Source organism: Spirillospora sp. NPDC046719 (assembly GCF_040645715.1).
Classification (GTDB): Bacteria; Actinomycetota; Actinomycetes; order Streptosporangiales; family Streptosporangiaceae; genus Spirillospora.
The window spans coordinates 1-21,157 of sequence record NZ_JBEYYT010000148.1 but is presented as its reverse complement, the minus strand read 5'-3'; the positions used below and the strand labels follow the sequence as shown (position 1 = coordinate 21,157).

22 protein-coding genes are annotated in these 21,157 nt (G+C 68.4%); 12 read left to right on the top strand and 10 right to left on the bottom strand.

Features of this window, described 5'->3' with window-relative positions; all coding sequences use genetic code 11:
- Positions 1-118: 118 nt before the first annotated feature.
- Positions 119-790 (top strand): hypothetical protein, encoded by a 672-nt coding sequence (locus ABZ914_RS24480; RefSeq protein WP_500195948.1) that lies wholly within the window; start codon positions 119-121, stop codon positions 788-790.
- A 146-nt stretch (positions 791-936) separates the two neighbouring features.
- Complete coding sequence (locus tag ABZ914_RS24475; protein ID WP_500195947.1) at positions 937-1,593, top strand: HEAT repeat domain-containing protein; 657 nt, start codon at positions 937-939, stop codon at positions 1,591-1,593.
- Between the two features lie 109 nt (positions 1,594-1,702).
- Here the strand turns inward: ABZ914_RS24475 and ABZ914_RS24470 are convergent, their stop codons facing one another.
- Positions 1,703-2,170 carry a thioesterase family protein gene (locus tag ABZ914_RS24470; RefSeq protein ID WP_500195945.1) on the bottom strand — a complete coding sequence of 156 codons (468 nt, stop codon included), beginning with the start codon at positions 2,168-2,170 and terminating at the stop codon, positions 1,703-1,705.
- Positions 2,171-3,625: 1,455 nt separating this feature from the next.
- On the opposite strand from ABZ914_RS24470, the gene ABZ914_RS24465 reads away from it, so the two are divergent.
- Entirely contained in the window at positions 3,626-3,961 is a 336-nt protein-coding gene (locus tag ABZ914_RS24465) for a hypothetical protein (RefSeq protein WP_500195944.1), read from the top strand.
- Between the two features lie 4 nt (positions 3,962-3,965).
- A complete protein-coding gene (locus ABZ914_RS24460) occupies positions 3,966-5,141 on the top strand; it encodes a hypothetical protein (protein WP_500195943.1) in 1,176 nt (391 codons plus the stop codon).
- A gap of 387 nt (positions 5,142-5,528) precedes the next feature.
- Here the strand turns inward: ABZ914_RS24460 and ABZ914_RS24455 are convergent, their stop codons facing one another.
- Positions 5,529-6,236, bottom strand: coding sequence for a hypothetical protein (locus ABZ914_RS24455; RefSeq protein ID WP_500195941.1), 708 nt, complete (start codon positions 6,234-6,236; stop codon positions 5,529-5,531).
- Between the two features lie 728 nt (positions 6,237-6,964).
- Here ABZ914_RS24455 and ABZ914_RS24450 point away from each other — a divergent pair.
- On the top strand, positions 6,965-7,621 hold the full coding sequence (locus tag ABZ914_RS24450; RefSeq protein WP_500195939.1) for a hypothetical protein: 657 nt from the start codon (positions 6,965-6,967) through the stop codon (positions 7,619-7,621).
- A 381-nt stretch (positions 7,622-8,002) separates the two neighbouring features.
- On the opposite strand, the gene ABZ914_RS24445 is transcribed toward ABZ914_RS24450, so the two are convergent.
- From ABZ914_RS24445 to ABZ914_RS24430, 4 genes are all read right to left on the bottom strand, one after another.
- A complete protein-coding gene (locus ABZ914_RS24445; protein WP_500195937.1) occupies positions 8,003-8,968 on the bottom strand; it encodes a hypothetical protein in 966 nt (321 codons plus the stop codon).
- A 318-nt stretch (positions 8,969-9,286) separates the two neighbouring features.
- Entirely contained in the window at positions 9,287-10,606 is a 1,320-nt protein-coding gene (locus ABZ914_RS24440; RefSeq protein ID WP_500195935.1) for an outer membrane protein assembly factor BamB family protein, read from the bottom strand.
- Positions 10,599-10,898, bottom strand: coding sequence for a hypothetical protein (locus ABZ914_RS24435; RefSeq protein ID WP_500195934.1), 300 nt, complete (start codon positions 10,896-10,898; stop codon positions 10,599-10,601). Before ABZ914_RS24435 ends, ABZ914_RS24440 begins: the two co-directional genes overlap by 8 nt.
- Positions 10,899-11,086: 188 nt before the next feature.
- Positions 11,087-12,079: a quinone oxidoreductase family protein gene (locus ABZ914_RS24430; protein WP_500195932.1), complete on the bottom strand. Its 993-nt coding sequence runs from the start codon at positions 12,077-12,079 to the stop codon at positions 11,087-11,089.
- Positions 12,080-12,133: 54 nt separating this feature from the next.
- On the opposite strand from ABZ914_RS24430, the gene ABZ914_RS24425 reads away from it, so the two are divergent.
- Together ABZ914_RS24425 and ABZ914_RS24420 are read left to right on the top strand one after the other, a co-directional pair.
- Positions 12,134-12,610: a MarR family winged helix-turn-helix transcriptional regulator gene (locus ABZ914_RS24425; RefSeq protein ID WP_500195931.1), complete on the top strand. Its 477-nt coding sequence runs from the start codon at positions 12,134-12,136 to the stop codon at positions 12,608-12,610.
- Positions 12,611-12,994: 384 nt separating this feature from the next.
- Complete coding sequence (locus tag ABZ914_RS24420; protein WP_500195930.1) at positions 12,995-13,282, top strand: hypothetical protein; 288 nt, start codon at positions 12,995-12,997, stop codon at positions 13,280-13,282.
- A 162-nt stretch (positions 13,283-13,444) separates the two neighbouring features.
- Here the strand turns inward: ABZ914_RS24420 and ABZ914_RS24415 are convergent, their stop codons facing one another.
- A complete protein-coding gene (locus tag ABZ914_RS24415) occupies positions 13,445-13,837 on the bottom strand; it encodes a tautomerase family protein (protein ID WP_500195928.1) in 393 nt (130 codons plus the stop codon).
- Positions 13,838-13,947: 110 nt separating this feature from the next.
- Here ABZ914_RS24415 and ABZ914_RS24410 point away from each other — a divergent pair, with 110 nt between their 5' ends.
- On the top strand, positions 13,948-14,802 hold the full coding sequence (locus ABZ914_RS24410; RefSeq protein ID WP_500195950.1) for a LysR substrate-binding domain-containing protein: 855 nt from the start codon (positions 13,948-13,950) through the stop codon (positions 14,800-14,802).
- Positions 14,803-16,264: 1,462 nt separating this feature from the next.
- Here ABZ914_RS24410 and ABZ914_RS24405 read toward each other — a convergent pair.
- Positions 16,265-16,924: a hypothetical protein gene (locus tag ABZ914_RS24405; RefSeq protein WP_500195927.1), complete on the bottom strand. Its 660-nt coding sequence runs from the start codon at positions 16,922-16,924 to the stop codon at positions 16,265-16,267.
- Positions 16,925-17,329: 405 nt separating this feature from the next.
- Positions 17,330-18,214, bottom strand: a complete 885-nt coding sequence (locus ABZ914_RS24400; RefSeq protein WP_500195925.1) for an alpha/beta fold hydrolase — start codon at positions 18,212-18,214, stop codon at positions 17,330-17,332.
- A gap of 661 nt (positions 18,215-18,875) precedes the next feature.
- Here ABZ914_RS24400 and ABZ914_RS24395 point away from each other — a divergent pair.
- Entirely contained in the window at positions 18,876-19,013 is a 138-nt protein-coding gene (locus tag ABZ914_RS24395) for a hypothetical protein (RefSeq protein WP_500195924.1), read from the top strand.
- Between the two features lie 62 nt (positions 19,014-19,075).
- Here the strand turns inward: ABZ914_RS24395 and ABZ914_RS24390 are convergent, their stop codons facing one another.
- Positions 19,076-19,573, bottom strand: coding sequence for a tautomerase family protein (locus tag ABZ914_RS24390; protein ID WP_500195922.1), 498 nt, complete (start codon positions 19,571-19,573; stop codon positions 19,076-19,078).
- 96 nt (positions 19,574-19,669) lie between these two features.
- On the opposite strand from ABZ914_RS24390, the gene ABZ914_RS24385 reads away from it, so the two are divergent.
- From ABZ914_RS24385 to ABZ914_RS24375, 3 genes are all read left to right on the top strand, one after another.
- The gene (locus ABZ914_RS24385) at positions 19,670-20,161 is read left to right on the top strand and encodes a winged helix-turn-helix transcriptional regulator (RefSeq protein ID WP_500195921.1); all 492 of its coding nucleotides are present in this window, start codon (positions 19,670-19,672) and stop codon (positions 20,159-20,161) included.
- Between the two features lie 86 nt (positions 20,162-20,247).
- Entirely contained in the window at positions 20,248-20,475 is a 228-nt protein-coding gene (locus tag ABZ914_RS24380; protein WP_500195919.1) for a hypothetical protein, read from the top strand.
- Between the two features lie 319 nt (positions 20,476-20,794).
- Positions 20,795-21,157: hypothetical protein (locus ABZ914_RS24375; RefSeq protein ID WP_500195918.1), on the top strand; the 363-nt coding region annotated here is incomplete at its 3' end.

Below are 21,157 nucleotides of genomic sequence, written 5' to 3'. Positions count from 1 at the left end.
GTCGGCGCGGCGGTGGGTGCGGTGGTGGTCGAGGCTGCCGTGACCACGGCGAAGGTGGCCGGTGCCGCCGCCACCGCCGCCGCCCGGCCCGGGTGCGGGCGCGCCTTACGGCGCAGGCATGCGGGGCGGCTACGGATACCCGCCACCGCCCCCCGGCGGCCCCTACGCCCCGCCGCGTCCGGCGCCCCGGCCGGCGACCGCGCCGGGGCCGGGCCGCGCCGCCGGGGCGGGCTTCGCCAGGGGATTCGGCCTATCCGGCGGGGTCGTCGCCGGATGCCTGATCGGACCGCTCGTGCTCTTCGTCGCCATCATCGTGATGGTGAAGGGCTGCTCCTCCGGCCCGCCGCCGCCTGCGCCGAACGACGACGGGACCTCCGCCGCCGCGTCGACGTCCGGCGGGAAGAGGCTCGGCTCCTACCGGAACGTCCAGCTCACGGCCGGTCACTACATCCGCCTCAGCCGCGACCCCGCGCACCCGCGCAAGTACCCGGCGATGCCGGACGCGGACGAGTCGAAGAACCTGGACGTCGGCGTCCAGTACGGCTACGTCGACGCGTCCGGCGACGCCGAGATGGCGATGCTCCCCGCCGGCGCGCAGGGCGACTACAAGACCTGCCGGAACACCACGAACTACGAGGACCGCATCGAGGTCGGCAAGGCCGCGGGACGGCGGCTGTGCCTGATCGCCGCCGACGGGGCGACCGGGCTGCTGACGGTGCGGCACGCGACCGAGCACCCGGCGGGCATCACCTTCGACCTCACCGTCTGGACGGGCCCGAAACCGAAGTAGCCCGTCATCGGATGCGGGGCGGCCACGGTCAGGTCGCCGGGTTCTGAACAGGCGACGGTGGCCGGTGACGGCTCAGGAAGGGCGCGCGCCGACGCCGGCGGCCGGCCAACGATGGTCGCGGTACTGCGTGAGAGCTTCTTCTCCTGTTGTCGGAGCTGACGGTCGGGTGGGCCGACGAGCACCTGCCCGCAGGCGCCGATATCGAGGGCTGGCGGCGCGAAGCGGCCCGGATGCAGGCGGCGGACCCGAAGGAGGAGGAGCGCCGCGCCCGCGCCGCGGGTCCGGTCTTCGACGACTTCGACGAGCCCCTGCGCATGACCACCGCCGCATTGGCCGCCTACGATGCAGTCCGCGCCGGGTTGCCGACCGTGCACCGCCTGCTGAGCGATCCGGTTCCCGGTGTTCGCGCCACCGCGGCTTACCTCCTCGGTTGGTTTCCCGAGGAGGCGCCCGCGTCGATCCCACCGCTGCGTGCGTTGCGAGACGTCGAGACCGTCCCGGTCGTCACGGCCAACGCGCTCATCTCGCTGGGGCTGCTGTCCGACGACGGACTCATCGACCGGATGCGGGAGCGCCTTACCGACGACGAACCGCTCGTCCGCTACGGCGCCGCAATTGCGCTGAGCCGCACGGGCGTCACGGATACCCGCGTCATCGCCGAACTCGCCACGGCCAGTGCCGCCCACTTGAGGAGGACGGCCCCGAATTCCTCGGGTGGGATCGGGAGAGCTGCCGCCGCTACGCCGGTCTCGTCTGAAAACCGCCAGCGCTCGGCTGAAGGGCCTTCCTGCAACATCGACTGAGTTGGTGGCCTGGCCGGTCAGAGCATCCCGCCAGGTGGTGGAAGCACAGGTGATTGCGGTAGCGCCAGGTCACACGGTCGTGAAGTGTCGTGTTCGATGACCCGACCTGTCAGGAACGTTCGCTGTGCGGAGGACGAGGAGTGGCGGAGGGGGTGTCGAGGGAGGTGGGGAGTCGCGTGGCGAGCCGTGCGCGGAAGCGTTCGGTGTCGATGACGCTACGGCGGTGGGTGCCCTGGCAGACGGTGGCGACATCGTCCTGGGCCCGGACGTCGAAGGTCAACTGTCGCCCGTCGATCGCGGTGAGTTCCGCGTGGACGGTCAGGGGGCTGCCCGGGGGAGTGGGGGCCTGGTGACTCAGGTCGACATGCACCCCCAGGGTCTGCTCGTGATCCTCCAGATGCCCTTCCAGGACGCGCATGCAGGTCCACTCCACAATGCCGACCAGGTAGCCGGTGGCAAGGACCGGGGGCAGGGCGGCGAAGTGTTCGGATTCGGGAAGAAGACGAGGGACGGTGCGCTCGGGCGGGACGAGGTAGTCCAGCCGTGCGGCCAGGCCCGGTCGCAGCGAAGCGTGCATGACAATCCTCCTGTCGTGGCGGCGGGTCGGTCGTCGGCGGACCGTACCCGGTCTTTTCGATCACCCGGCAGTGCCGGCCGGCAGGAGCGGCAGTGCCAGGGCGAACCGGCGTCCCGGTGACTCACGGTCGACCACCAGCGCCAGCAGCGGCACCTGCATGTTCACGGCCACCGTCGAGATCCCCGCGCCGGCTTCGGGGATGGCCTGGGGTCCACAGCAGCATGTAGCCCGCCGGCAGCACGCCCGCCGCCCACGCCAGCGCCACGGTTCGCCGGCCCGGGCGGGCGTGGCGGCGTTCTGCCGGCGTCAACGGGACCAGCAGCGGCAGCGCCCAGGAATCATGAGGCGGATCACCCGGGTTATTCGTCGGGGTCATACGAAACGTATGCTCCGACCCAGACCGCGACGAAACTCAGCGCCAGAAGCAGTAAGACGCAAAGGCAGACGCCTCGGCCAAGCCAAAGCAGGAATGCTGAGTGCGTCCGGTCGCTAAGGTAGATCAACCCTATCAGCGGGGGAATGAGGCCGAGCGCTCCGATTATCAAGCGCCAGCAAAGTCGCGTGAGCCGATTGCCGATGGCGGCTCGCTCATCCGGCGGTAGATTCGATCTGCGCAAGGCTTGCTCCCGAGTAACTATTGATGCAATGACCATGTGTTGAGGGCCATCCATGGCATGGCCCCGCCGGGTTCACGAACACCGCCGACAGTGCCTGGGCGCGCGTGCTTTCGCCCGCGGGAGAGCCTTGACGGCGGACGAGCCACTCCAGGAAGCACCGTAGCGGGAGTCGGGCTCGCCGTGGAGGCCCTGGAACCTGCTGGCCTCCGATCCTTTCGCTTCGAAATGCCGCCATGTCGTGGAGGTTGGTGCCCTCATGTTCGGCGAGGGCTTCGCGGAACCGGCTGAACCCACTTCCATAGCTGCAGTCTTCCTGGTGAGTAAGACAATTATGGTTCAGTTCTTTCCGGTGATGACGGCGGCACTGGTGAAACACCAGCATGTGTGCCGTGCCTGGTCGAGGAGGGCCGCGCCGGACGCCGCCGATCTGGCCATGCACGCCCTAGCGTGTGCCCCGCGCAGCCGCCCCCATCGGTGCGCAGCCTCGGCCCGGGCAGGTGTGAGGTGGTCGTGCTGGGATCGCTGGGCCGCCGCTACGGGATGCTCGCCGGAGGCGCCGGCGGGCACCTGGTCCGCACCTCCTCCACCAGCGTTCTGGTGGCCTCCGGGCCGACCGCGCTGCATCTGCTGGGTCGTGGACAGGTGGCCCGTGCGGCCGTACCGTGCGTGCCGACTTCCCGACGAATGGCGGTCACCTTCAGGGCTGTGGGCGCTTTGGGGCGCGGCGTGTCCAGGCCCGGCCGTGCGGCTGACGCCGACGCCGCTCTCTTGGGAGGATGCGGGTACCGGGTCAGAACCTTCAGAGGGGTACGCCTTCATGCCGCCTGCGCCTTCGCCGATGGACCCCATTCTCGAGCTCCCCCTGGACGAGATCGAAGTCTTGATCGGCGAGGCGCTGCTCGCGGACGCATTCGGGGCCAAGGACGCGAACAACGCGGAGAAGCGGCTCGTCGCGCGGCGCTGGTTCCAGGCGAATATGGAAGCGTTCCGGGCGGCCGTGTGCGGGTCCGGGGCGGTGGTCGCCAGCGCCGACAAGGACCGCAACGCGCTGCTCGGCGCTCTCGTCGACGTTCTGGCGAGCCGTTTCGGAGTGACCGTGCCCGTCGCGGCCCTCTCCGTCATGATCATGCACTACGGGGTCGACAGGCTGTGCGCCGCGCCCGGCGGCGAGTAGCGAGATGCGGTTCGAGGAGGCCGTCGCGCTGGCCGGCGGGGCGGCCGACGAGGAACTGATCGAGGACTGCCTGACCCCGGACGGTGCCTACGCGGTCGGCGACACCCTCCAGATCGTTGGCGGAGTGATGCGGAGCATGCTCAGGCGCACCTCCGTCCAGGACGCGATCCACCTCGTGATCACGAACTCGCCGTCGCTGCGGTGCGGTGTCACCTTTCTCGACGACCGCCGAGCCGCCGTCTTCATTCCGCTCGGCGCCCTGGGCCGGGCCAGGGTTCTCGCGCGCCGCCTGCTGTGGCACCTGCACGAGGACAAGCCGATCATCCACGTGATGGGCTCGGCCATGGACACCCGGGACTTCCCTTGGGAGGTCGCCCCCGACCTGGCCGTGATCTTCGGCGAGGACGTCGAGGATGACCCCGGCTACTGGGACAGGCTTAGCGAGTTCGACCGGCGGACGCCCGGCAACAGAAGACGGGAGGCGGTGGCGAACGACGTGACCTGTCACTGCCTGCTTTTTCTCGCGCTGCACGAACTGGCCCACGTCACTGCCGGCCACGACCGACTTGCCCACCTGGCCGGGGCCGGCGACCCGCGCACCCGGCCTGATCTCGACCAGACGCGGCTGCGACGCGGGATGGAGGTGCACGCCGACGTCCTGGCCGGGCAGAACTTCGCCCGAATCCTCCTCGTGCACCCGGACTGGGCGCGGCTCGCGGTCAAGCGGCCCGATGTCGTCTTCGGACGCTCGGGATTCGCGACGGCGATGTTGTTCGGGATGTACGACACGCATCGGAAGACCGTCTACGAGTACGACACCGGGATCTATCCGCATCCGATCATCCGGTACGAGTTCTCTTACGAGGGCCTGCAACTGGTGTTGGAGGAACAGCGGTACAAACGGCGGCAGCGGGCGGAGCAGTGCAGCTGGTCGGGTTGGAAGGACTGCATCATCGCGTTCAACGCGATGGAATGGGCCTGTCTCGAAGGGAAGTACGGCAGCCCGCCTGCCGGCACGCAGGGCGGCACCGGTCGGTACGTCCCTCTCACCGCGCTGAAGTACGGCGCCGCATCGGCGCTCAGGCCGCGTATGGAAGAGGACTCCCGGCTGGCCCAGGAGATCGAGCGGATAGTGGAAGAGCTCGGTGACGCGGGGGCGGGCGGAACGTCGTCGGAGTGATCAGCGGAGCCGCGGCCGGAAGAGGTGCGGGCGGAGGCAATGGCTGCTCGACTGTCGCGGATTCGGCGGTACCTGGTAGTGGGGGAGGGCGGGTTTTCCGGGTGCCCACCCGAATCCACCTGTGGTGTCGAACCGATGCACGCTGACGTCTTTGCGTTCGTTGACTTGCCTGCCGTGAACGAGGCCCCGCATCTCGTGGATCGCACGGTCGATCAGGTCGCGGACCGCGATCGGGTCGGCGACCCGGTCGAGCACCGCGGTCTGTGGCACACCATCGGGACGGGTGATGCTGACAGACCCTGGCTGGTGGCGGGTCTGTGCTGGTAGGCGGTCGGTGGAGTGCCACACGCCCGACACATGAGATGCGTGGGTGGCGCCGCGCGGTGGCTAAACGGTCCGCCTCACTCCGGCCACATGCCTTTCCCATACGGCTCGGGTGTTGGGGCGTTCGGGGTGCCGCAGCATGTCCAGTACGTAGGTGGCGTGGAGCCTGGCCCACGGGTTGGGCTGCTCGGCCACAGAGGCCACTCGATTGCGGAGTTCGGGGCTGTCGATGACGCGTGCGATGCCGACGTAGCGTCTGTCCTTGCAGCGGTAGGCCCTGGCCAGGACGAGCTCAAGCATGGCGGCGAGGCGTTCGCGGGTGATCTCCTCGTGCCCGGGGACGGCGAGAGCTCGCAGCCAGCTTTCCTTGGTTCCCCAATGCTTGGCGTGTGTGGTCCATAGGTCGGGATAGCGGGCCTCCCATTCCAGGAAGTTGAGGACGTAGGGCAGCCCGGGCCAGTGCGGCACGTCCTTCGCGGAGACCTGCTGCCAGATGCCGGAGGGGAAGCCGTAACGCTGCGCGGCGATGTGCTCGGCGATGGACTGGCGGAACACTGGATCGCTGTAGTCGGCGTTGGTGCGGTGCCACTGCCTGTTCATTCGCTGAAGCGCCGCCGACACGGCGGCGCCGGTGGCCATATGGTGCCGCAGGGCGATTTCCCGCTCGGCCGGGACTGCGGAAATCAGCCCGTGGGTCCACCCGAGGCGGGCCTCCCAGCCTTCGTCGAACATGTGAGTCAGCGTATGGGTGATCGCGATCTTGTGGATCATCGGTATCGACTCCGCCGGACCCTGCCAGCCGGTGAATGCCGCACGCTCGGCGGGGGCAACTCGCGGGCGAACGCCCGCTCCAGCGACCGCAGCGACACCCGGGCAAGCGGCACCGGTGCGGGCGGCCGATTCCCGTCCGACGACGCCGTCCCGGCCAGCGCGCCGCCGTCCGGTGTATCGCGAGCGGCGGCATGCACCGCGGCGACGCTGCCATGGAAGTAGGCGAACGCCTTCCGGTCGGTGTCGGTCAGCCAGTACGGCTCGCGCCCCGGGCGCCGGCCGCGCTCGCCGCCCGCGCGTTCGGTAGAGCCGGCCGGTGACGGCAACCCGGCAGCGGTTCAGCCATGGCCGCGCTACGGATCGCGCGAGGGGCCGCCCAGTCTCGGGGCTGCGGCGTTCGATCAGTGCCCGCTCCGCCATCGCCTCTGTTTTCGGAGGCGCCGGGCTAGCGCCTCGCTGCCGTCATGACGACACACCCGCTCGCGAAAGGAGGCCGTCACCAGCACCTGAACGTGAATGCGGGCCCGGGAGGTGCGCCAACACCGCCACGGAGCCCTGAGCCCTCACCAGAACACACCTCTTGAAAGGACCTGTGCACGATGAAATGCATGGTCCAACGCGGCCGGGACGGCACCCGTTCGATCTCGCCGCCTTGATTCGGGGCGCGGGGTCGACGTGGGGAAGGCCCGGCAATAGGCTCCGGGGGTCGTTCACGAGGAAGGGTGGTCATGGGATTCAACCATTCGGTCATCGCGGTCGAGAACCTGCCGGTCGGCGAGGTCGCCTCGCGGTTGGGCAAGCGGGTCGGCGACCGGACGACCGATTACGACACCGCCACCTCCAGCCGTACACCGGGCTGGTGCGTCAGCCCGCCGATCGACGGCTGGACCTTCATCGTCGACCAGAAGCGCACGCTGCACAACGACGAGGACGGATTGCGCAGCCTCAGCACCGGCACGCGGCTCCTCACCTTCGAGGTCATGGAGACGTCGATGGGCTTCAGCGCCGCCTGCTGGACCGACGGCGGGATGACATGGAAAGCGGCGGTGGTGGACGAGGGCGGTCTGCTCTATACCATCGGGGAGCCACCGGCGCCCTTCGCCGAACTCGTGGAAATCGAGAGCGAAGGCGCCAAGGCGGCTGACTATCTCGAATTCTGCCTCGCCCCCCCGCGCGAGGAGTGGGAGGTGTTCGAATTCGATCCGGACACCCTGCCGGGGCAGCGGGCCGCCATGCTGAACGTCCCGGTACGAACGGCCCGTGCGATATCCGGAGGAAACGAGGCGCCGATCATCGAGGTCTTCGCCAGCATCACGGGCTACCGATACAACACAGGGGGAGCCCTCGACCCGTTGCACGTGCTCAGCGAGAACCCGGCCCATTGACCGGAACTGGGATTCGTCCGGCAGGACGGCGATCCCTCTAGCGGACGGTGTGCATGGTCACGGACACTCGTCGGCTGCGGAGCACCCGTCCTGCCGGGCCGAGGGCGATCTTGCGCGACGGGATGGCGTTGCGCCAGGTGAACCCGCGCCGGACTCGTCATCACGCACAGGCTGCCGGGGGGGGCGCAATGCACCGGGGCGCGCGTCCCGGGCCCATCCGACCGAGATCTCCAAGTGCGGCTGGAGTACTAGGAGGAGTCTGGGCTTTCCCCGCGTCTGGGCACGTTCGTTGCGCGGGGTCATCGTCCGGACATGGGCGGAACGATCGGCCTGCGGCGTGGAGTCGGCCGTGCGGATTGTGGAGGGCCTGCGCGCCAGCGGTCAAGATCGGGCCCGGTCGGCTTTGACGATCTTCGCGTTGATCGTCTTCGCCAGTTCCGGTTCGACGACGGTGCTCTGGAAGCGGCCGAGGGCGCGTCTGTCGTCGTCGAGATCAAAGGCGGTGGACCTGCCGCCGTGCCTTACGTGCAGCTTGCGGCCGCGCAGTGCGGGCGTGGAGAAGGCCTGCAGGAGGTCGAAACTCACGTCATAGGCCAGCTGGCCTTTTCGGCAGGTCATGGGCTGGGCCGTGATCCCCGCCGCGCAGTTCTCGGCGCCGAGGGCACCGGGCACGTCATTGCGGTGGGAGATCAGGTTCGACCAGTTCATGTCCACGACCTCGGGACGCGCGTCGATCTCCTCCACCACTCGGATGACGACCCCGTGCAGCCCGGGCAGCTCGAACTTGTACGTACAGCCACCACGTGGCGCGGTCAGCGGGCCGCCGGTGGCGTCGAACGCGTTCATCGTGCGCAGCCTGACCTCGCCGCCCGTCCGCCGGATCCGGGCCGCCTGTGGCAGGACGGCCCGGATCTCCGCGTCGCTGAGGAACGCGCACGCGTCCGGCCAGCCCGTTCCGTCGACGAAGCCGTCCGGTCGGCCGACCGTTCCCGGGTCGATGCGCGTGGCGCCCGGCTTGGCGGTTCCGACCAGCAGTGGTGGCGCATGCTCGGGCTGGTCCGGAGCGCACGCCCTCCAGGTGACGAACACGACCGCTCCGATCAGCGCCAATGCCACCAACTGGCAGCCCCTGCCCACGCTCCCCACCTGAGATGGGCCGGGCGTTCGAGCCGCACTCATCCGCGCTGCTCCCTCCGTAGCGGAATGGTGACGATGATGCCCATCAGCGATTACAAAGCGCTTACGGTCAATGGTCAGGGCCATGGTGGACGGGCCCGCCAGGTAGGTGCGCACCGTCTCGACGGTGGAGGCGATCAGCGGTCGGATGCCACCATCGCCCGGTGCCATGGACGGACCCCACCCCCTGGATCGAGCAACTGCCTGCCTGCTGCCTGGGGCTACGGGCATGCTGCTCACCGGTCCGCAGGGGCACGTGCTGCCGGTGAAGACGCACTACCGCCCCGACTGGGGCCTGCCCGGCGGTGTCGCGGAGGACAACGAACCGCCGCACCTGGCTGCGCCCGGGAGATCTGCGAAGAAGCGGGATGGACCGTCCAGCCGGCCCGCTCCTGGCCGCCGACAGCGTGGCGACCGGGCTCGCTCACCTTCCGCGCCCCGGTGGGGGATTGGTCTCGACGGCGCGCTTTCCAATGCCGATCGCCGTGATCAGTGGCCGCCTGTGAGAAGGACGGAGGGGCGTTCGCTGCCGTTGGGCTCGGGGTTGGAGTCCGCGACCACGAGGGTGCCGTAGGCCCCTCCCGCCAGTTCCGGGAGACCGGCGCCCTCGAACATCGGAAGTTCCTGCTGCCCTGCGTCCCCACCCGTCGCGTTGAAGGTGAGGACCTTGATCGGAGGCGGCTCCTTCTCTATGACGCGTACCCGGCCGGCGATCACCATGCCGGCTTGCAAGAGGACCGAGTCGCCGAGTTCGCGCCGCCACAGCAGTCGCCCGTCGATGGCGCGGTACAACGCGACCTTCCCGCCTTCCTGGTCGGTGACCACCACCAGGCCGGCGGCCGCGGTCACGGCGTCCGGCCCGCCCGAGGACGACCATTGGCGGACTCGCCACAATGGCCGCCCCGACCGTGAGTCGATCAGCCGGTAGCCGTGACTGCTCACGTCGCCGTCCTGCTTGTCCTGCAGCAGCTCGTGGTCACCGGCCGGTAGCAGCGAACCGCCGGGGAAATGCTCGAAGCCCTTAAGCGGCTGACCGGACGGGGCGAGCAACGTGCTGTAGGTGTAGTCCGCCGCTTGGCCGCCGTACTCCAAGCAGTCGACGTCCAGCGACAGCAACCCGGTCTGGACCTCGATGCCGTCCTGCACCGCTTCCTGGTAGAAGCAGTTTCGAGGCGCCTGCCGCGTCCAGGCCCGTCGGCCCGATGAAGCGTCGTAGGCATCGATTTCGCGGTCCTGGACGGCGGCCACGAGCAGGCGCCCATCCGGGCCGGTGAGCCCGCCGGCCTCGACGTGCACCTTCTCGGTGCTCATGAGGTGCGCGGCCGCGGACCGGTTCGGCAGCTCGACATGCGTGCGGTGGCCGGACGGCACGTCGACGACGGTGAGACGGCGGTCGCTCCACACGACGGCGACGCGCCTGCCGTCCACCTTCCACACCGAGGTGACGCTCGCCCGCCCCGGCCTGCTCAGGTTCCACCACGTGCGGCCGCCGGCCAGGTCGACGGCCCGCACCCCCCGACCGTGCTTCTCCACCACCGCGCCCGCCGCGAGCACCGGATCCACGACGTCCCCGAAGTACCGCGCCCCCTCGGACGGCACTTCGTCCACCGCCTTCGGCGGCGCACCGCGCAGACCCGTCATGCGCTCCCAGGGGCTGAACCACCACAGGCCCGCGCCCGCCAGGAGCACCACCGCAAGGACGCCCCCCAACACGGCGATCGTCCTCGCCGGCCATCTGCGCCGTGGCGTCCGGACGGGCGCGGACGCCGGCCCGGCCACCGCGGACGGGGACTGCTCGTCCTCATCCATGAGAAAGGCTCCTTCCGGTCAGTTCCGTCGAGAACGGTACGGGAGACCGCGCCCACCGGTGTGGCCGTCGGACGACTGCACTCGTCCGTTCATCGGACAGGTCGATCGGCGTTTCCGGAGCCACCCGGAAATACACCACGCCGCGCGTGGAAGCCCCGACCACGGAGACGGCCCCGACTTCACCGACCCGGGGTCTGGCCACTCGGTTGGCCAGGGCGGCGAACTTGCCGGGCTGGTAGGAGCCGCCGGGATTGCGGACGATCACGTTGAGGCGCTTGTCGGCGTTGATCACGGCGATCAGGAAGACCGGCGCGGGAGGTTGTCCCGAGCATCGCGGAATTTGAGGTGGCGATCCCGGTCTTCGTTGTGGCAGGTGAGGGGTGCGGTCGCTTATCGGTGCGCGGTGGGTGTCGTGCTGAAAGGTCGCCTTCGGGTTTGTGCGTGGGGCGGCCTTCCAGTTGGTGTGCCTGCGGGTTGTGGTCAGGTGATCCGGAGGATGGTCTTGCCGCGCGTGGCACCGTTGGCGAGTCGCTGGATGGCGGTGTCGAGGTCGGCAGGTTCGTATTCGGCGGTGATGTCGATGTGGACCTGGCCGTCGGTCAGGAGCCTGAGGGCCCGGCGAGCGCTGGCGGCGAGGCGTTCGGGGTGGGTTTGGCTCAGTAGGTTGCTGTTGTAGGTCAGCAGGGATTTGCCCTGCATGAGCAGGTCGTTGGCGGAGACTTCGACGGGCTCGAAGGTGGCGATGTTGCCGTAGACGGCCAGTCGGCCGTGGGGGGCGAGGCGTTCCAGGTTGGCGTGGCGGGTGGGGCCGCCGATGGGGTCGAGGATCACGTCGAACTGGTCGTCGGCGACTCCTTGGGGGAACTGCTCGCGCAACAGCACTTGGTCGTAGCCGAATGGTGCGGCGTAGTCGGCCCGGTCCTGGTTGCTGACGACGCCGACGATTGCCGCGGCTCCGGCGGCCTTGGCGAACTGGGCGGCCAGGGTGCCGACGCCGCCCGCGGCGGCGTGGATGAGCACGCGGTCGCCGGGCCGTACGCGGGTGACGGTGTTGATCAGGTCGTAGGCGGTGGGGGTGATCCAGCCGAAGCCTGCGGCGACTCGTGGGTCCAGGTCGGTGGCCTCAAGGGTGAGCACGGCGGGTGCGATGACGACTTCGGCGTAGGCGCCGGCGCTCGTCAGCGCGGTGACAGGTGTGCCGATGCGGGCCGGGTCGATGCCGTCACCGACTGCGATGATGTGCCCGGCGGCTTCGAAGCCGGGGACGAACGGGCGGGGCACGGGGAAGTGGCCGTTGCGGACCAGCACGTCGCCGTACTGGATTCCGGCGTAGGCGACTCGGATGGCCACCTGGCCGGGGCCGGGGGTGGGCTCGTCGAGGTCGGTGAGGTGGAACCGGTCGTCGGTGCCGAGCACGACAGCCTTCATGATTGCAGCCTCCTGAGCTGTCTCAGTATCCTGATAGTCGACCACGGTACGAGTATCAGGATGCTGAGTCAACACAGTGAGTTGTGAAAGTGGTGAGTGATGGCGGAGATCCCGGTCGAGGAGTATCTGTGCACCCGGATCAGGCGCACCGAGCAGGCGCTGATGGGACACCACGAGGCGGTGCTGCGCAGGCACGGGCTCACCATGACGCAGTACACGGTGCTGCTGGCGCTCGCCCGTGAGGGCGGCATGTCCGGCGCCCAACTGGCCCGTGCCTGCGGCGTCACCCAGCAGACCATGGCCACCGTGCTCACCGGCCTGCAGAACAAGAACCTCATCACCCGCGAGCCGTCCCCGGTGCACGCCAAGGTGATGATCGCCACCCAAACCGCGGCGGGCCGCGAGCTGCTGGACCGCGCCTACCAAGAGGTGATCGTGCTGGAGCGTGCGCTCACCGATGCGTTCACACCCGCCGAACACGCCGCCTTCTGCGAGCTGCTGGAACGTGCGACAGCCATCTTGATCGAGCAGACTCCGCGGTCCCCTTCCGCGTCCGGGACCAAGCCCGCCACCTGAGCTCCCTCGGTCGGGCCACTGACCTGCGGCCCATCACTGCTACCAGGGTCACTGGCAACGTGCCGGTCGAGTGAAGCGCGCAGCCGCTTGAGGTACCGGGGGCCGGCGGCGCACGCCTGCCCGCGATGGTGTTCGTGCACGGCGGCGGCTTCGTGGCGGGCTCCCCGTTCGGGGATCTACGACGGCGCCGCCTTCGCCCGCGACGGGGTCGTCCTCGTGACGCTGAACTACCGGCTAGGCAGAGCAGGCCGCCCGCGCGACCCGCGCCGCGGGCCGGGCCGGGCCGGGCCGGGCCGTGGGAGTCGAGCCGCACGCCGGCGCCTTCGCCGCTGTCCCACCGAGACGCACACCGACCCGCTCATCGGGCTGAGTCCGTTCAGCATCGTGCTCGACCGGCAACCGGCCGACGCCGTCGCCGCGGGCGACGGAGCGGACGTCGACCTGCTGGCGGGCACCAACACCGAGGAGGGCAACCTCTACCTGGCTCCCTTTGGGAACCCGTCCACCTCCACGGCGGCGGATGCGGACGCCATCGCCGCGCGCTCGCACCCGCGGCCGGGCCGGTTCATTGAATCTCGATTACTTGTCGCATCAACCGGCATCCGCAGGAGTCAGCCCCGACCGGCCGCCCGATACGGTACCGCCGACTCGGCGGCGTTATGTGTCACATAACCCGCGTTTAGGATCGCTATTGCCAGTTTCTGGCGTATCTCGGCCGCCCGCCCAACTGACTGGGTTACGCCGATAGGCCAAACTGTCCACGATCGGTGCTGGCGCCATATGGTGCCGTCACATGTCGCCGGAACGCAGTAGGCGCGGAGCGAACCGTTCCCCTCAGCCCTGCTGCACCGCGTACTGCGCGATGCCATGGCCGAACGACCAGTTCTCCGGCAGTACCTCCACGAGATTGATGAACACGTCTTCGGGGCGCACGCCGGGGTTCGCCTTCAAGAGTTCGACGATGCGCAGGTAGAGCGCCTGCTTCTGGGTGAGGTCGCGCGTGTTGTTGGCGGTGATCCGGATGATGACCACATCGTCGCTCCTTTTGACGCCGTAGTAGGTGGGGCTGACGCTGAAGGTGCTGGCGTCGTGCTCGGTGATCGTCATGAAGCGGTCGTCTTCCGGCACGTCGAAGGTCTCGCGCATGGCGCGGTAGACGCCCTCGAAGAGGGCTTGGTGGTACTCGGCGGACTTGCCTCGCCGCAACGACACTTGGACCAAGGGCATGGTCTGACTCCGTTCCTCGGGACGGTACGGAGCGTAGCCATCACTTGGTCATTCAAAAAAGTCATCCTAAAATATTTCAGTCATTAAAGATTCCAATGGTTGGTGTGACGATGAAGATGCTCGCCCTGGACGCTGTGCAGGCCTTCGTGCTGACCGCCGAGATGAAGAGCTTCACGCGCGCGGCGGAGGCGATGGACTCCACCCAGTCCGCCGTGAGCCTGAAGATCAAGCGGCTGGAGGACGTCTTGGGCCGCCGCTTGCTGGACCGTACGCCTCGCCTGGTCCGCCTGTCGCAAGACGGCGCCGCCTTCCTCGGGCCCGCACGTGAACTGCTGGCCGCCCACGCGGGCGCGCTGGGCTCGTTCGGCGTCCAGCGGCAACGCCTATCGATCGGCATAAGCCACCACGTCGTCGGCACCGAACTGCCCCACCTCCTGCGCCAGATAGGGCGAGCGGAGCCAGACCTGACGCTGGAGGTGAGGATCGCCAGCTCGTGGGAGCTCCTTGACCTGTTCGACAGCGGTGCGCTGGACGCGGCCATCGTGCTGCGCCACGAGGGCCGCCGCACCGACGGTGAAGTCCTGATGGAGGAGTCCTTCGGCTGGATGGCCTCATCCGACTTCGAACACCGCTCCGGCGAGCCTCTGCGCCTCGCCCTGCAGGCCGAGTCATGCCATGTGCACCAGATGGCGGTGACCGCGCTGAACGAAGCGGGCATCGCCTGGCAGGAGGCGTTCGTGGGCGGCGGCATCGCGACCATCGGTGCGGCCGCGGCGGCAGGCTTGGCCGTGGCGGCGCTCAGCCCCCGGGTGACCCCGCCCGGCACCATGGACATGGGCGAATCACTCGGCCTCCCGCCGCTGCCCACTCGCAGCGTCGTCCTGCAAACACGGCCGTCCGAGCCGGCCGCTCGCAGAGCGCTGCGCACCCTCGCCTCCGCCCTGCGCGCCACAGCGGGACACTGATCGCCGCCACCGTGAGGTTGCGGGATCGGCTCCTGCCCAATGCCGCGCCGTCGGACCGGGAAAGCCGCCCAGCATCGACCAGCCGAACCACGGCAGGATCAAGCCGGTTTGGGGCTCACCACGCTTCTTGCCGGCACGCCTTGTACGGGCGAGTTCAGGCAGGTGCAACGACCTCTGCCTGGCAGGCGAGGCACATCAGTGTGTACTCCACTACGTGGCGCTGCTTGAACCGCTGACCCAACTCGACGGCGCACTCGTCGCACTCAGGGCACGTCCAAGGGCCGGTCTCTCCCTGCTTCGCCGAACGGATCATGTGGTTCCACTCATCATTACTCATCCCGGGATCCTAGGGCTCTCCGGCGTTCCGCTCCCGGAGTTGGCCTGGCCCCAAGATGGCAGAGCGTGACTGGCGGGTCGACGCGAGTGGTGCACAAATGCCGAGCGTACGAGCGAGGCTGGACGGATGCTGTTGTGGGTGGCCCCGCTGACTCGCCTCACAGAAGAGCGAATGGTGGCCGCTGTGCTGAAATGCGGGATCAGCCCACTGGGCTCTGCCATCCAGACCTCACCCTCGGACAGCGAACACATCGCCATCGACAATGAGGCCCGGGCCCCAGTATCGCGGAGATCGACCAGCGTGTCGTCGGCCCCAGCGAACGTAGGTGGTCAGCGCACTCGCCGGTCCAGCACCATGACCTTATGGATGAAGCTCGACGGCGGTGGCACCAGCAGCACCAAGCGTCCTGGCTCCAACTCGCCGCCACCCTGCGGAGCGAGGGCTGGGAGGCACAGGTGACCTGTGGGGCGGATCCAGTGCAGGTAGAAGGGTTTCTGCCAAGCGGCGAACGGTTCTACTTCCGCGCCCGCCATAGTGACGTGTCGTTGGGCATCGGAGGCGACGAGCCAGCAGACATCCCCGAGTGGGAGGACAACGAGTCACACCCAGAAGCCGGATACCTGCCCGCCGCCGTCGGCGAGGCCGTCATCAGACGGCTCGCTCGCCGCTACCAAGAGGAACGGTAGGCGAGTAGGCGAGCACCACCAGTTCGGTGCCTGATCAACCATGGCAGGCCGACCGACGTGCGGCTTCCTGCTCTGGTGGCCAAGGTGGTGCCGTGCTGGCCCCGCCGCCGCCAGGTCGCCGAGCTCCGAACCGGCGCCATATGCGACAGAAGAGGGCGGCGGCAGTTCCTAAGGGCTGGGCCAGGGGCGGCTGCGTGACGGACGAGCGGAGAGTATCGCGGCATGCAACCCCGACTAGCTGGTTCTGCTTCTCTTGCGCGCCTCTTCCTCGGCGTCTCGTCCGCGGAAGAGCGTCTGGTCAGGCGCGTTGGCGCGCGACTCAGGAAGACTCAAACCGTCCATGAGGAAGCCGAATGACGAGGTAATCCTCCGGAATCCTCGTCAGCATGCGTAGTCTAGGGGCGGCGACGCGAGACGTCGGCGGTTCCTGACGGTGGGCTTACCAATGTCGCCATGCTGCGGCACATACCTCTATCCAGGTAGCCAGGTCGGGCACATCATCGATCGTGAGCAGAGAATATGGCGGGGAACCCTCCAATGGTGTGACATCTTTAAACGCATGGTCCGGGGCGAAGAGAAGTACCCGACCGTTGTCACGATGTGCCAGAGTCAGATTGCCGTTCGCTTCTATCGCGACGGAATAATACTCATTCGGGTTGATTGAAACCTTCAGGTCGTCGCCTTCCCAGAGCCACGCATAGTCGGCCAGGACGTCCGCGACTCGTACCTGTGTCGCATCAGCAGTGAGCACTTCGTTCTGATTGGTCCACCAGGTGGTGGGCTCACCGAACCTTTCGAGGATCCCGCCGCAGAGTTTCCAGAAGCTCTCGTGCGTCTTCGGAACAGACCCGCTGCCCGCGTTCTCCGGCGGGTGGCAGAGCCATCCTCGTCGATCGTCCGGTGGTCCCCATGCCAGCAACTCGTAGGCAGTGCCTTCGACGCGGATGGGGGTGAGAGTCGCCGAGGCGAGCAGCGCGGACAGTTGAGGCAGGTCTTCGGCCGATCCGCGGGTCCATGGCTGCGCCTCGCCCACTGCGACGCTCTCTCCGGGTTGGAGAAACCAGGACACCTCCTGGAGGAACAGCTCCCAATCGTTCATGCCATCGATGATGGCAGGCCCACTCTAGGAATCCCGCGAGACCGCTCATCGACATGAGCGGACTTGCTCAACCTGGCCGATTCGCGAGGTTGGCGGGCTCCCTGATGTCCGCCGGCCTTTGGATCCTCCTCCGTTATCGGCACCAGCCACCGCAGGCGGCGCGCGACGGTCACGGCCCCGGTGCGGGTCACCGCCGGGCCCTACCTGGGTAGGCCGCCCTGCACGGGGTACTTCGAGCGTCGTTCGTCCTCGAAGTGCCCGTGCAGCTAGAAGCTGGACAGTGGTTGTTGCAACGCGCCCGCAACATCGGGCGCTTCGGCGGTCGTGTAGGAGGTACGACCACCGGCCGAAGTAAGCCATATTGCGTTGTTTTCCCAGCAGCCCGCGTAACGCTTTTGGCGGCCCTCACCTGCCGCATCGGTGGCTGAAGATCAGGTCGGCTACCTGGTCGGGTGTTTCGCGGGGTGGGAAGTGCCCGACGTCAGGCAGGACGATCCGTTCGTATTCAGCGGTGAACAGCGCGCTCTTGCCGGCGGAGGTCTCGGGCAGGTTGTCGCCGTCGCGGGCGCCGTGCAGGACCAGCGTCGGCACCTGCACCGGGGCGGGTTCGAGCAGGCGACGCTCGATGTCGTCGTAGCTGGGGTCACCCTGGGCTTCGCCCCAGCGGTGCAGGTAGGCATGCGCGGTGATGTGCGGCCAGTCGTCGTTGTCCCAGGCGTCCGCCGCCTGAGCGAACTCCGCCTCTTGGAATTCCCATTCCGGGCTCCAGGAGCGCCACAAATAACGGGCGAACGAGCGGCGGTCTTCGTGCATCGCGCGCCGACCGCGTTCAGTGGCGACGAACCACTCGTACCAGTAGGCATGAGTCAACGGCCAACTCAACTGCACATCGGCCCGGTTGGTGGCGTACCCGGCGGACATCGCCACCAGGCGGGCGACCCGCTGGGGAAACAGCGCTCCGACCACGTAGCCGGCTCGGGCACCCCAGTCGTGCCCCACTAGCAAGACCTGATCGAGGTCGAGGGCGTCCAGGAAGCAGGCCAGGTCGTGGCCGAGCGCACCGATCTGGCCGCTGCGCATTTTGTCATCAGAGCGGAAACGGGTCGGCCCGAAGCCTCGCAGGTACGGGCGGTACACCCGGTACCCGGCATCATGCCAGGCTGGCAGCAACCCGCCCCAGCAATGTGGATCGTCCGGCCAGCCGTGCACGGCCACCAAGGGCGCCCCGCCCTCTGGCCCGCTCACCTCGTAGCCGATGTCCAAGTCCGTCGTCCGGACGAACTCGGTCATATTGATCACCCCTGTGTGGGGGTTGCCCGGCGCCGGCGGCAGCAAACGAGAGCGGACTCGCCCGCCGCCTCGCCGCTCACAGCGGGACCGGGCCCGACGGCATCGTCCGGCTCCTCATAACCGTCCCGGATCGGTGTTCTCGCGAACACCCAAGTTTCCAGTTGCGCGGAGCCGACACCATCAGGCACCCGGGTGAACACGTCGCCACCTGGCTCTGGTGGCCGTGCATGCGCAGGAGAAGACAGCTCGTCCGTGCTCACCGAGCAGGACGGATACATTCCCGCTTTCGGATACGGCTGCTGGCGGACCCGCCGCGACCGTGACGCCGAGACCATTCGGGAGGTGATCCGCAACGCCGGGCGCCCCGAGTGCTGCCCCCAAGCGACGGCTTCTTCGCCGACGGCGGTCGCGACGAGAACAGTTCCTAGTCGCCTGCGCCTCGCGCTCCTGCCGCCGCACCCTCTGCCCCGCCGCCGCCTACACCGCCGTCGGCATGCGCGTCGAACCCCAGCCGGTTCCGACGCCAGTCCCCTGCTCCTGCACGTTTACCCAGAGGGTGCGACCGAACCGGATACCGGAACACTGATGAGAAAGCCATCAGCGGTGAACTGGCCACCACCGCATCGCGTTCGTGCTTGGCAACTTCTCCCCGCACCTGACTATGAAGAAGGACAGCCGCGTCGGCGACTGGGGTGCGGCGAACAGCGTCGAACTCGCCTGCACGCCGACCAGCAGCTCCTGGCTCAACCGCATCGACGAACGCCTCCGCGAGCTCGTGGTCAAGGCCGACGTCGCCTGAATCGGGCTGATCCTCACGACTGTGTCACCGGCCGCATCGATCCCCGCTTCGTTCGCCGCTCATCAGGGCAGGCGGGTGTGTTCGGCTCGGGTGGCAGCGATCCGCTCACGCGCGAGCGTACGGGCCCGCTTGGTGTCGTCGCCGGTGAGCCGGGCGAGGATCGTTGCGAGCGGCCTGATCTGGCCCCGGCCGCCCCAGTGACCCTCGGGGATCTCGGTGGGGAATACCCAGATCCGGCTGGCGTCACGCGGCCAGGCGCCGTTCTCGGCGTCGAGGATCGCCTCGGTGACCTCGGCGATGACGCTCGCACGCTTCTGCTCGTCGAGCTGGCCCTCGGGGACGGAGGGGACGACCTTGTAGCGAGGGGCGTCCGCGGGTTCTCCGCCGACGTAGATGCCGGCCGGTCGGTGCAGCCAGAGCCAGGAGACGGAACGGCTCACCGGGTCGGCGGGGTCGAATCCCTCGTTCCGGATGAGGATCTCGGTGATGCGGTTCAGCAGCGCCGCCTCGGCGTCCGGCTGGAGCGCGCCGTCGGGAATGTACACGTCGAGCATGGGCATGGTCGATCTCCTTGCTGGGTTTAGTTCTTCAACTCAGGCAGGCGAGCCTACGAGGGCTAAGTACAGCTTGTAAACCCAGATGGATAGACTCGTCCCATGGAGACGCGGCGAATCGACCCGGTGAACTGCTCGGTGGCGCGCGCCCTCTCGGTGGTGGGGGAGCGCTGGTCGCTGCTGATCGTTCGTGAAGCGCTGGACGGCGCGCGCCGGTTCGGAGAGTTCCACTCCCGCCTCGGGGTCGCCAGGAATCTCCTGGCGACTCGGCTCGAGACCTTGGTGACTGCGGGAGTGATGCGCCGCGTGCCCTATCAGGAGCCCGGGGATCGGCAGCGCTTCGCCTACGAGCTCACCGAGCAGGGTCGGGCGTTGCGGCCCACTCTCGTGGCGCTCCTGGAATGGGGCGACACTTACCTCGCCGACCCGCAGGGCCCGTCGGTCATCGTCCGGCACCGGCCGGTCGACGATGCGAGCTCCTGCGACGAGCCGGTCAAGGTCGTCCTCCAGTGCGCTGCGGGGCACAGCCACCTCGCCCCGGAGGACGTCTGTCGCACGCCTGGGCCGGGCGCGCGCTTCGTTGAAAGCTCCTGAGACCCCAGGAAGGCGCTGGCCACTGCGTGCCCCGCTCCTCGCAAGAAGCCGCCGCCGTGGTCCTCGCGGCTGGAGCCGTTCGCGCGGTGATCGACCAGATGCTGTGGACGGACCTGGACGCCCCGCGCAAGCAGCGGCATACGGCGCGCCGAATCTTCAACCGCTTGGTCGCTGAGCAGGAGATGGAGGGCATCTCATCTTCCGCCGTCGCCAACTACGTGGCTTGGCGCAGACCGCAGATCATGGTTGAGGCCGACCGGGGCTCACCGCCCGAGGTGCTCATCGACCAGGTCCGGCTCGTGAGCACTGGCTAAAGGAGATCAGGGTGTCGAGGCCGCGCGCGGCGACTGATGCTGTCCCGGTTCTGTGGACAGGTCGGGGCAATATCAAAGCTCATCCCCGCCCTCAACAACAGCCGCCCACCCACAGCCGATCCCGCTGACCTGTTCCGCCCCCGTCGTCGCCACGATCTCGTCGGCGTCGCCGGGACGGCGTGGCCTTCGTCAACGTGGAAATGACCCTCGCCGACGTCGTCCCGCGGCTGGCGCAATTCAGAAAATGAGGGGATGATCGCTTGCCGGGGCGCCGGAGGCGGTGGTCGGTTTGTCCTTCCGCTGACGAGGAGGTCGCCGCGTGGAGCCCGGGATCGTCGTCGTGTTGAACGGCCTTACCGGCGCGCGGAAGGCGGGTGCCATCGCCGGGCTGGCCGTGGGAGCGTTTATGGCGGCCGCTTTGGGGGCCGCCTTCACTGTCGGTGTGACGATGGGGAGTTGTTCGCGGGCGGGCGTCGCCGCCTGGGCGGGTGGCGTGGCCGTGCTGATCGCCACCGTCGTGGTGTGGCCTTCGGTGCCGCGCCTGCGGCGCCGGTTCGCCCATCCTGCGGTGTGGCTGGAGGGGACGGTCCTGCACGCCCGCATGGGCGACGGGTTGCGGAGCTGCGACCTCGCGACCGCGCATGTCGTGATAGACGACGTCCCGCCCCGGCGGGGCCGGCAG